General features: G+C 41.3%; 10 protein-coding genes. 3 read left to right on the top strand and 7 right to left on the bottom strand.

Annotated elements, in window-relative coordinates; genetic code table 11:
- From ACKPQ4_RS07540 to ACKPQ4_RS07530, 3 genes are all read left to right on the top strand, one after another.
- The coding region (locus ACKPQ4_RS07540) for a hypothetical protein (RefSeq protein ID WP_407680577.1) at positions 1-855 on the top strand (855 nt) is incomplete at its 5' end.
- A complete protein-coding gene (locus ACKPQ4_RS07535) occupies positions 848-1852 on the top strand; it encodes a S1C family serine protease (protein WP_407680576.1) in 1005 nt (334 codons plus the stop codon). The genes ACKPQ4_RS07540 and ACKPQ4_RS07535, both read left to right, overlap by 8 nt.
- Before the next feature lie 110 nt (positions 1853-1962).
- Entirely contained in the window at positions 1963-2856 is an 894-nt protein-coding gene (locus tag ACKPQ4_RS07530; protein ID WP_407680575.1) for a PDZ domain-containing protein, read from the top strand.
- Between the two features lie 5 nt (positions 2857-2861).
- Here ACKPQ4_RS07530 and ACKPQ4_RS07525 read toward each other — a convergent pair whose 3' ends face one another.
- From ACKPQ4_RS07525 to ACKPQ4_RS07495, 7 genes are all read right to left on the bottom strand, one after another.
- On the bottom strand, positions 2862-4091 hold the full coding sequence (locus ACKPQ4_RS07525; protein WP_407680574.1) for a formylglycine-generating enzyme family protein: 1230 nt from the start codon (positions 4089-4091) through the stop codon (positions 2862-2864).
- Positions 4091-5752, bottom strand: a complete 1662-nt coding sequence (locus ACKPQ4_RS07520) for a sensor histidine kinase (protein ID WP_407680573.1) — start codon at positions 5750-5752, stop codon at positions 4091-4093. The genes ACKPQ4_RS07525 and ACKPQ4_RS07520 overlap by 1 nt, the downstream gene beginning before the upstream one ends.
- Positions 5753-5785: 33 nt before the next feature.
- Complete coding sequence (locus tag ACKPQ4_RS07515; protein WP_407680572.1) at positions 5786-6925, bottom strand: response regulator; 1140 nt, start codon at positions 6923-6925, stop codon at positions 5786-5788.
- A gap of 80 nt (positions 6926-7005) precedes the next feature.
- Positions 7006-7983, bottom strand: a complete 978-nt coding sequence (locus ACKPQ4_RS07510) for a ThuA domain-containing protein (protein WP_407680571.1) — start codon at positions 7981-7983, stop codon at positions 7006-7008.
- A gap of 137 nt (positions 7984-8120) precedes the next feature.
- On the bottom strand, positions 8121-9461 hold the full coding sequence (locus ACKPQ4_RS07505; protein WP_407680570.1) for a hypothetical protein: 1341 nt from the start codon (positions 9459-9461) through the stop codon (positions 8121-8123).
- Complete coding sequence (locus tag ACKPQ4_RS07500; protein WP_407680569.1) at positions 9458-10252, bottom strand: hypothetical protein; 795 nt, start codon at positions 10250-10252, stop codon at positions 9458-9460. The genes ACKPQ4_RS07505 and ACKPQ4_RS07500 overlap by 4 nt, the downstream gene beginning before the upstream one ends.
- Positions 10253-10510: 258 nt before the next feature.
- Positions 10511-10785, bottom strand: a 275-nt coding sequence (locus tag ACKPQ4_RS07495) for a hypothetical protein (RefSeq protein ID WP_407680568.1), incomplete at its 5' end; no start/stop codon positions are given.

The raw sequence follows: 10785 nt of genomic DNA, 5'->3' as shown, positions 1-10785 counted from the left end.
ATATTTGTACTTGTATGCATGCTTGCTGTTTGGGAAAAGATGGCCAAATCGCCTGACCTCCCAGTCATTCGGGTACTTGTCTTGGAAAAGTGTAAAGGGCCCTTCGAAAAGATTCGTCAGGCATACCAAAAGGAAGCTGCCTGCATTGTTCAAGCGACTTATCGGAGTCATAGTGAAATCATGGACCACTTATTTAAAGGCCCACAAAAGAAAGCAGTTACTTGGAATCTTGCTCTTTGTTTGAAATCAAAAAAAACAAATCTTTTATTTACTCAAAACAATTGGCAAAACCGTGGGTCTGTTGCCTATTTTTCTGCCCCCCAGCCGCTTCCAAATGAAGCTAAAAACTCACCTCAGCCACTTATCAGTTGGATCCCAGAACGAGTAAAAGAAAGTTCACCTACCCTTTCTTTCCTCCGATTTTTAAACGCCCCTACCAAAGGACAAGTTGAATTTGCTCTTGAAGGATGGACCGGAATAAGTGCAGACCATTGGATACATTCACCCCGGCTAAAAATCTATGCGATCTCAGGAGCTCAAGATTTATTAAATTCGGCTATCGAAAATTTTGAAGCATACGAAGGAGTACAGATGGAAGTATCTTATCTTAAGCGAGAAAACATGGATACAAGTATGCACATTCTTTCGAAAGCTAATAACAAAGATTATCTACCTGACTTAGTCTATTGGATGAAGGGTACAAATCCGCATTCAGCTTGGGCAGGTTTGTATTACTCTTTTTATAAATCCGATAGTAAAAAGTTGGTTTCTAATTTTTCTCCATACCTAAGAAAAGAGTCACCACTCTTAAAAACTGCCCAAAAATTTTTAAGTTTTGTTGAAGAAAGTGAATAAAGCACAGGGAAGTACAGCTTATCACTGGTTCCTCCTTTTTATCTTGGCTGCTTTAGCTCCAAATAAGCTTTGGGGAATTGATGCTTCTAACACCGAACCTTGGAATAAACGGATCCCACATTCTATTGATGATCTGCTTGGCATTCAGAAGCAACTTCATGAACAATTATCTGAAGTACGAGAAACTGTTGTTTCTGTTGAGGCTATCGAGGGAGCAGGTAGTGGAGTCATTGTTTCTCCGGAAGGATTAATTCTCACTGCAGCCCATGTGATCGAAGAGCGGGGCAGAGAAATGACCGTCGTTTTTCCTGATGGAAATAAGGTGAAAGCGATTAGCCTCGGGGGGTCAGAATTATCAGATGCCGGGATGTTGAAGATTACGGAAGGTGGTCCCTGGCCACACGCAACCATGGCTCTTGCCAATAAATCTGTGGTTGGGGATTGGTGTTTTGCCTTGGGGCACCCGAGTGGGTTTGATAATGAACGGGGCATGGTCCTGCGTCTCGGACGACTCATTCGAAAAAAAGATGAGACAATTCAAACAGATTGTCGACTTCTTGGTGGAGACTCCGGAGGCCCTCTCTTTTCTCTATCTGGAGAAGTCATTGGTATACACAGTAGAATTTCTCAAAATTCTGATGAAAATTTTCACACTCCCATTGAATCGTTTCTTTCCAATTGGAACTATTTCTTGGAAGAAGATATCCTCACTTATGGATCCTTACAAGGAGGGGGATTCCTCGGTGTTTCATGCGAAGAAGCTAGCAAGGGATTAGAGGTTTTGGAATTAATTCCAGGGACTCCCGCGGAAAGTTCAGGAATAAGACCGGGGGATTTTTTGCTAAGGCTTAATGACACACCCTTGGACACTCGGGAAAAATTAACCATCCTCATCTCAAGACAACCTCCTGGATCGATGGTAATTATTGATTACCTTCACAAGGGTAGAGAAATTTCTGTTCGCCTGACTCTCGGAGAAAGACCTGCAAAAGAATGAACTTTCTCAAATGGTCATGTTTTCTGGTTTTTTTTAGTTTTAAAGGGCTTCTCGCAACATCCCCTGATTTTGACGTCCTGGACACCTCACATCGCATAAATGGATCTCTGATGAATGAAGCGACAGGAAAGAAGAGAGCCGAGGTTTTGGATTTGCTTTGGGGCCTTTATCGAAATGATAAACTTATTTCCCATGGAATAATGGTTAATCCGAAAGGCTATTTACTTTCCAAGGCCAGTTCAAGTATGGGTGCAAGATATGCCATGTCATATTCAGGAAAGTATTTGCCTATTCGTATACGCAAAAGAGATGAGAAGACCGACCTTGCTCTCTGGCAGATTACAGATTCATCGAAACTTTGGCCATTTGCAGATTGGCATAATGATTTAAACAAAACCAAGATTGGAAATTGGGCGATTTCGGGAAATAAAGACCTTTCCGGACTAACCTTCGGGGTAATTTCTGCCAAGTCACGCTCCATCGGTCGAGAAGGAGGTGTAATGGGTGTAATTTTGGAAGAAAGTAATTCATCTACCAAGGGTATTAAGGTTTTAGAAGTGCTTCCTCATGCAGCGGGAGACCGAGGTGGTTTAAAAGTGATGGACCGTATTATACGAGTGGATGGAAGAACGGTCCGAACAACTGAACAAATTTATGAAATTGTTAAGAAAAAAGACCCCGGAGATTTACTCACTCTTTCCATTCAAAGAAGAAAAAAAGAAAGCCTATTAAGAATAACGCTGGGACACCGCGAGGTCGCTTTTGATATGTTTAACCGCAACCTTTTGATGAGTGGCCCAGTATCTAAAAGAAAAGACAATTTTCCCATGATTCTTCAGCATGACCTACCTTTATTTAAAGAAATGATGGGTGGAGGAATCTTTGATCTAAACGGGTACTGTGTGGGTATTAATATAGCAAGAATTGACCGTGTTACCAGCTATGCTCTTCCTACACCCGTAGTGCTACCGGTATTAAACAAGTGGATTAAGGAGTTGCCTTAACAAGGTCACCTCAGGGGTAAACCCAATACATACCTAAAGCCGATCTCCGAACCTCGGTAGGAAGCTTCATAACTAAACCTTGCTGCAGACCTGCTATCATGTGCGGTACGGACAAAACTACCTCCTCTTGCAATACGATAGCTACCCCGTATGGGTCCAATTGGATCAATCCTTGTCAGGTTGTCATCTGGATAAGGTCCATAGAAATCATAGCACCACTCCAAAACATTCCCATGCATGTCGTGCAAGCCCCAGGCATTTGAAGGATAAATTGGACGAAATGGGCGAATAGGTACATACCCCTTACGAAAAATAGGGGTAAATAATCCACCATCGCTAAATTCAGACTTGGGGCGTTGATCTATTATGTAACCTCTTATCGAGCCATCAATATTGGCGTTTTCTCCTGACAACAAGTCTTCTTCGCCAATGCCACAAAAACCAATTGTTCCTGCCCGGCACGCATACTCCCACTCCGCCTCGGTCGGTAATCGAAAAACAAAAGGATTTGGAAGAGAACCATTTAGTCGAGCCCTTTGAGTTTTTTCCCAACAATAAGCAACCACTTGGGAATAAGAGACGCGGGAAACTGGATTAAATTTTTCCATCCGATCAATTTGTTGAAGATTCTTAGAATTCAAGAAATCCAGAAGATCGGTTAAATCATTAAATTTTTGATTGCTCACTTGATAATTCCTGGGGCTTTTTGCAGTTTTCCACGAACCGTGCGAAAGCATTGCTTCTTCCAAAAAGATTTCTTTCCCGGTTTCACCCTGAAAACCGATAATAGAAAAATTGCCGTCCGCATAACCTGAAGAAGAACAAATTTCATTAAGTATTTTACTACTTAAATTAAAAACCGGATCGCCCTTTAATTGGTTATTTCCGACGTGTTTATTCCAGTCCTCTTGAGTAACTTCAAATTTTTTTATCCAAAATGGTTGAGAAATTTTTACTCGATTTCTTAATTCATCTGGTTTTCGCCCCACTTCTCCCAATGGACTGCCCATAATAAATTCTCCAGCTTCAATCCGTATCAAGCCCTCTTTTTTGGCCAATTTAATTATAACGGGTAACGCTTCTTTTCTAATCTCATCCATTTCAAAGAATCTTACACCTTCCTGGATGTTATTTTCTTGAGTATTAATAGCATCTTCACATCCCGCTAAAAAAATAATGGAGAACGAAAAGATCCGCCATGCCCTGAGAGCAAGTGCAGTAAAGCGATTATTCATTACTCCATTTTAGCCTGAATCATGGGCAGTTTGATATAAAAAGTAGTACCCACACCCTCTTTGCTATCAAACCAAATTTGTCCTTCATGTGATTTTACAATTACATTGTGAGCAATAGCCAAGCCCTGCCCAGTTCCAACACCTACTTCTTTTGTTGTAAAAAATGGTTCAAAAATTCGTTCCTGTACCTTGGGGGGGATACCGCCCCCATTGTCCGCAATCGCAATAACCACACACTGTGCATCCGGATAATGCTGAGTGGTCACAACTAAGTTACCCTTTTGCCCTTCGCTTAAACGGTCTCGAATCGCATGGGCTCCATTGACGATTAGATTTAAGACAACCTGATTAATTTCTCCAATATTGCATGGCACCATAGGTAAGTCTTCCTGAAGGCGGAGATCTAGTTCTGCATGGTACTTCCATTCGTTTGTAGCTACCACCACGGTTGAACGGATTGCCTGGTTCAAATCATTATTTCTTTTAGCCGATTCCGCATCTCGATATGCAAAATTTTTCATCGATTTCACGATCGTGGTGATCCGCGAGATGCCTTCCGCAGCCTGCTCTACTGCTTCAGGTGCATTTTCTTTGAAGAACTCAATCTCGCCCTCATCCGGAGCATCTGGAGATTGGTTTAACTTTTTAATAAAGCCATCGGTTGCGTCTTTTAAAAAAAGTACATTGTCATTAGCAAACTGAGAAGGAGAATTTATTTCATGAGCTATGCCTGAAGCTAATTGGCCAACAGCTTCCATTTTTTGGGCATGAACCAATTGAGTTTCCAGCTCCATTCGCTGTTGCATCTCTTGCTTTAACTGGTTGTTGCTCTTTTGCAAAGCAGCAGTTCTTTTCTTCACTCTTGTTTCCAATCCTCCAATCAATCCTCGAAGTCGCTTGGTAACAGAGCGAATCTCGTAAGGTCCAGACTCCCTTAAATTGAAAGGTTTATTATGATCAACTGAACTTTTTGCTGCTGCCTCAAGCTTTCGGATGGGGCTAGCAAAACTCTTGTAAGTAACCATAGCTAATGAACCCACTAATATCAGGTACAGTCCACTAACAAAAAAGAACATCAAAATATTAGCAGACTCTTCATCGCGTAAGGCCAAAAGTCTTTGCTCCATCGATTGCTTTGATTTGAACATCCGCAGCTCTGCCCCAGACTCCAATGTGTTTAGATTTTGGGAAAGAGTTTCTCGAGCATCTTGATAATTTTTTTCCGCACTCTGGATTAAAGTCTCTCTTTTATTTGCATCAGCTTTAACTGCTTTCTCCATCAAAGAAACGGCAACTTCCAACTCCCTAATTCCAGCAGCTAAAACTCGAATATTTTTCTCAGAATAACTGGCAGCATATTTTGTCGACAATAAATTCAGCCCCTCTTTCGCCAGAACAATCCGGTCGCGTACCACCCCAAAGATCCCAGTGAAATTTTGCGGATAAATTTCAAAGGCTTCAAAACATCCACGGGTTGCGGATAGAAAAGCATGAGCATCCAAATATTCGCTGGATGAATCTCCAGAGTTTCGGCTTTCCTGTTCTAGTTCTCTATTGGATTGATTAATGCCAGATAATATCAACCAACCGACAATACCGACAATCAACGCACCTCCGAGACTACCTGCGGAAAGCAAGCCTATATAAGATCTAACCTTCATGAACGACAGTTCATTCGATTACGGTTAATTCAATTAAGCAACAGGAATCAAAACCTGAATTTTCTGGGGAAAAGGAAAATCAGAATAACAGGAACTATAGTTTTTAATAATTTTTAACAACGCTCGATCAATATCTGCTCCAGAAGAAGCGATGAGCATCGATTCTTCGAGAAGTAAATCTTCTTTTAACCTCATTCCCTCAACAAGATTACGCGTCTCTACCTCTTCTAACTTATAACTACTCGCATCGGAATTTAAGAAGGTTGCCAAAGCTGCGACTATATTTTGATCATATGTGTCTTGCCTGGATTGAAACGTTTTTACAATGAGGGGGTCTTCATGACCAAGTTCCTGATAATAATCATAATCTAAGGCGACTCGAAGTATCGATGCTGCAGTTCGAATTCCCGAACCATCATCGAGCTCAAACTTGGGCTGAATATCGGTTCGTTGAAGAATTTCCCTGACATCTTCGAGTCCTGGAATAAGGGCAACACTTTTCAAGGTTTCTTCTGGGAGGTCTCGCATGATCGCCTTAGTTTCAGGGTTCAAATCTTTACGGTGATATACTGACTCACTCAAGTGCTGAGGAATTGAGAGATAAGCTAACTGAGAAAAGACTGCTGCAACACCAACGCGCCAAGAATCATTAAGTTTTATTTCTTCTGCCAATCCATTGGCTAACCTTCTCACCCTTTGAGCACGTCCAAAAAACAAAGGTTGAATTGTAGCCAGCGACTGGGCAAGGGCATCCACTGCGCCACGCAAAGTCTTGTCTAATAAAATACGTTTGCCCGTAATTAGATCATATTGAGCAGTTGCATCTGTCAGGACCTTCTTCAATACCTCGACAGGACAAGGTTTGGAAAGCATACGAAAGACATTGCCTTCATTGACCGCAGCCATGGCAGATTCAAAGTCTGTATGCCCCGTTAGTAAAACTGTTACCACTTCATCATCTATTTGCTTGATCCTTGCTAGCATTTCCGCCCCGTTCATCCGAGGCATTCTCATATCGGATAGTACAACCGCAAAACCGCCCTCCTTTTGAAATAGCTCTAAGCCTTCCTGTCCATCAGAGGCCAAATGTAGCTCAAATTTATTCCTAAGGTTTAATTGAAAGCCTTTGAGGATCGATTCCTCATCATCCACGCATAAAATTTTGGTATTCATTAATTTTAAAAGGTGATGATCTCGAAATAATTACTCATCCCTCAGTAAACGATTTAACCAGCAGTGGAAAAGGAACATGATTAATTAAGCCTAAAGCTAGCCATTTTCTGTTCGACATTCTTTTGATTTTTCCAATTTTCTGGTTTTGGGAAGTCTTGATTTCGGAGCAGGTCTTTCAACGTCACTTCTTTGCTGGGAACTCCCGTTTTTGGAACATCGACTTTCGCAATCCAAGCAATGGCATTGAGCACCAGTCTCCTTGCATCTAAGGACGCCCAATTTTCGTGAAAGTGCGCTCCAGTAAAGCCAAAGCCTCTTCCATAGTTGTAATCTTCGCCGCGCTGATAAGCCCATGCCACATGCTGGGCTTCTTTGCGCTTAAGGACTGCATCGGCAACATCAGGGTTACCATGATGAGGATGTTTATCCACTCCGGGTTTCAACCGTTTCATGGTGTTCTCTGGTGGATGAGCAGAAAGGATTGGAACGATTGATCCAATTGCAGAAGTCGCTTCACGAAATCTCATATGATAGTACCATTCATCCTGCATAGTAAAGGGCATGACCCCCTGAGTAATAGGATGACTGGGTAGAAGCTTAAATGCTGCATTCCAAACTGGGTTGACCGACCAATAAGGTTCAAAATATCCACCAATCCATTTAAGAAAATGATCTCCGGCAGGACCTTTTGTTGTTTCCACTCCATAATGGATACAAGCTAGTCCTACTCCCCGCTTCATCACTTCATCAAATTCTTTTAAGTTTTTATTTAACAAGTGCCGAACACCACCATCGCAAGCAACCACCACTGCATCTGCATCGTTGAAGACGGATTGATCCTGAGGAAAACCTCCGGTTACTACTACAGTTTTAATACCCAAATTAGCTGCCTCCAAATGCTCGGCAAGTAATTTACAACCTGCAGCATGTTCATGAGCAAAAAATCCATGACTCTTAGGTCCAGCCACAAAGACCACTTTTTTATCCTCTGCTTGGGAGCAAACCCCAAATAAGAATTGGCATAAAACGAAAAAGAATAATTTATTATTTTGTATCATTTGAGTAAATTTCAAGGATCATAACCTTAAGTAATTTCAAAGTGAATGAAATCGCTAAATTGGATAATATAAAACTTTTCAGCGGTCTAACTTAGGCCAAATAATTGCAAGCAACCCTAGTCCAAATAATGGAAAGACTAATTCTGAGATGTTCCAATCTCTTTAAGAGATAAATAAAAGCGATAAAACATCGGATCCTGATCAGCAATTTGCTCCAAAACATTGACCCCCATTTCCTCGAATGAGGAACCAATCTGAAGCACTAACTCCCGATTAGTCAAATCAGCAACTCCTGCATCTCCCTTGTTTATTTGGCGGTATTCACGAACGACCTCGCAGTCAAAATTAGGCTCCGGGTTTGAGTACTCAAAATCATCAATAGACAGGGATGAAATTTCCCCAATCTCTTGGCTAGGCTTACCTAAACCCGCGAGGGATGAAGATACATTATTTTCCGCCATTTCCTTAACTTCATGCACAAAGGGTAATGAATCCGGATAAAACTCCAGGCAGTTTAGAATGTAGGACATGGGAAAAGAGGTTAGTGCGAGGTTTTCCCATTTGGATTCTTCGTAAATTAATCCTGAAAGTCGTGAATGAAAAACCAATGGAGAGTCTCTATATAGTTGGGCACGCTTGGTCATGGACAAGAGCACCTTTTCATCCGCTTCCACCTGGCTCGTTATTCCCATAAACCAGACCGGATTAGGTTGTTCGCTAAGGAGAACTTCTTCTCTTGGATCTTTAACAATTAAACATCGAATAGAAATTTCTTCGTTCCCATTGACCGCATTGTCAAGAAGTCCAACTGCTTGTCCTTCCGCATAAGCAAAAATATTTTCACAGAAGTTTGAATGCTGAGCCTGCAAATAGCTAAGTTGAGTTGATAATTCCTCAGAGTTTTTTGGGCTTAACAGGACACAGGAAATTCCATGATTTAATAAAAAGGCAAATGCTTTTTCCCATTGGCCAAATGACTGTTCGTAAACCAAGCGGGAAGTCTGTGGAATCACCCTTACAAAAAGGGCTTTTGAAAAGTCGACCGGGAGTCCTTCTCTTCTGGCCAAACCATTAGCTACATCAAGGGAAGTCGCGGGACGTCTTAAACCGGGCAGAACAACTTCTTTAACCATGCCCAAATTTGTAATCTCGAAATTCCTTAAGGGGTCAACCTGTGAACGAACATAATTATAATAACGATCACGGGCTGGGCGATTAAAACTCATTATTTTACGAGCGTAAGCTAGCTCTTCCTTAAGAATGTCGAAGCCTTCTTTGATCGGGGGTTGAGCAAAATGATCTAATGGCAACTTACTTATAATCGAATTCATTTTCGTTGTATCCGAAGACCCCCAAGCTAATCCAAGTCGTAACTTAGCGTAGGGCTCAACCAAACGAAAACACGCGCCCTGAATCAAATACAAGGAAAAGGCACCAAGAAGGAGTACGAATAAAATATTCAAAAGTTTACTAATCATACAGCCTTGGGCTCTTCCGATTCATTCGTATTGGGGGAAGAGGGTTCAGTGGCATTACTATCCTCAACCTGATCCACATCCTCGCCTACCATCTCGCTTTCATTTGAAAGCATATTCTCTTCTTCATTAGAACTTGGTGCTTGGACACTCACTGAAGATTCTTCCAAGTTCTGAGGTGCTTCTTCATTAGTCTGTTCAGAATTAACTTCGACATCGGTATCTTGCTCAATTTGTTCACCCGACTCATCCACGGCTTCCACTGCTTTCTCCAATGTATTATCCTCTAAATTCTCCTCATTCCCTAACTCTTTCTTCCCTGCATCTTCAGAAGATTCAATCGTTTGATCTTTGGAGGTAGATTCGCTCTCTTTTTCCTCAATTACATCTGAATCCAATTCATTCGGAGCACTCGTTTTCTTCTTGGTTTCGGAGGCTTTTGGCAAAGAATTAGGAATTTTAGATGCGACAAAGTCCTGAACAAATTTTCTTTTTGGGCGTAGAGCATACCAAAGGGAGAAAATTCCAGTTAAGTAGGTTACAGCAGTAAAAACAAAGATGGCCAACCTTTCCTGTTTGTCGATGACCTCGTTACCTTCAATCAAGCAAAACCAAAAAAGGCCAAGAAAAGCGAGTAAATGAATAGAAATTGCAAAGCTCAAAGATCTAATTTGTAAAGAAACTTTGGGTAAATAACTCAAAAGGATTAGATATGTGGACCCAGCAGAAACCAGAATGGTCAGAATAATTTTCAGGTAATGGATCCTTTCACCGGCACTTATTTGTTCAGGCATAAAGAAATACTCAGGCAATGTATATCCAGCAAACTTCTGCTGCAATAAAGCCTCGATTAAGTGATTCAAAGGAAATAGGCCGTAATGTAAGGCTGACCAAATAAACACCATTAACAAAAGACCAACAGATCCACTGGTAAAAAATAGGGTTTTGCAAAGAGAATGCATGGGCAAAAATAAAAAGAACAAATGGTTCTAAAAGATCGTTAAAATGGCAAGTGAATCTTTAAAAACAAATTTATAGCTACTTCATCAGGATTAGCGGGTAAGAATTAAGATGTCATCCCAACGCATTTCTTTTTCTGCATAAGAGAAACCCCACAATGCACACTTGCCCGATAGGGTTCCTTTTAAAAATGTAGTAAAGCCCTCTTTCGGGCCCATAGACTCGGACTCAAGGTGAGTTTTTAAACTAATCAACATTCCCTGCTTTACTGGTTGAGGGACAATCTTAATACATACTCGCATCCATTCCTTAGATTCCCAAGTGATATGATCATCATGTTTCCAATCATCCAAATAAGATAAAATCC

The sequence above is a fragment of the Candidatus Chordibacter forsetii genome, from assembly GCF_964187505.1.
Classification (GTDB): domain Bacteria; phylum Verrucomicrobiota; class Verrucomicrobiia; order Opitutales; family Seribacteraceae; genus Chordibacter; species Chordibacter forsetii.
Note: the sequence above shows the minus strand (reverse complement) of the source record. Positions and strands in the feature narration are given on the sequence as shown.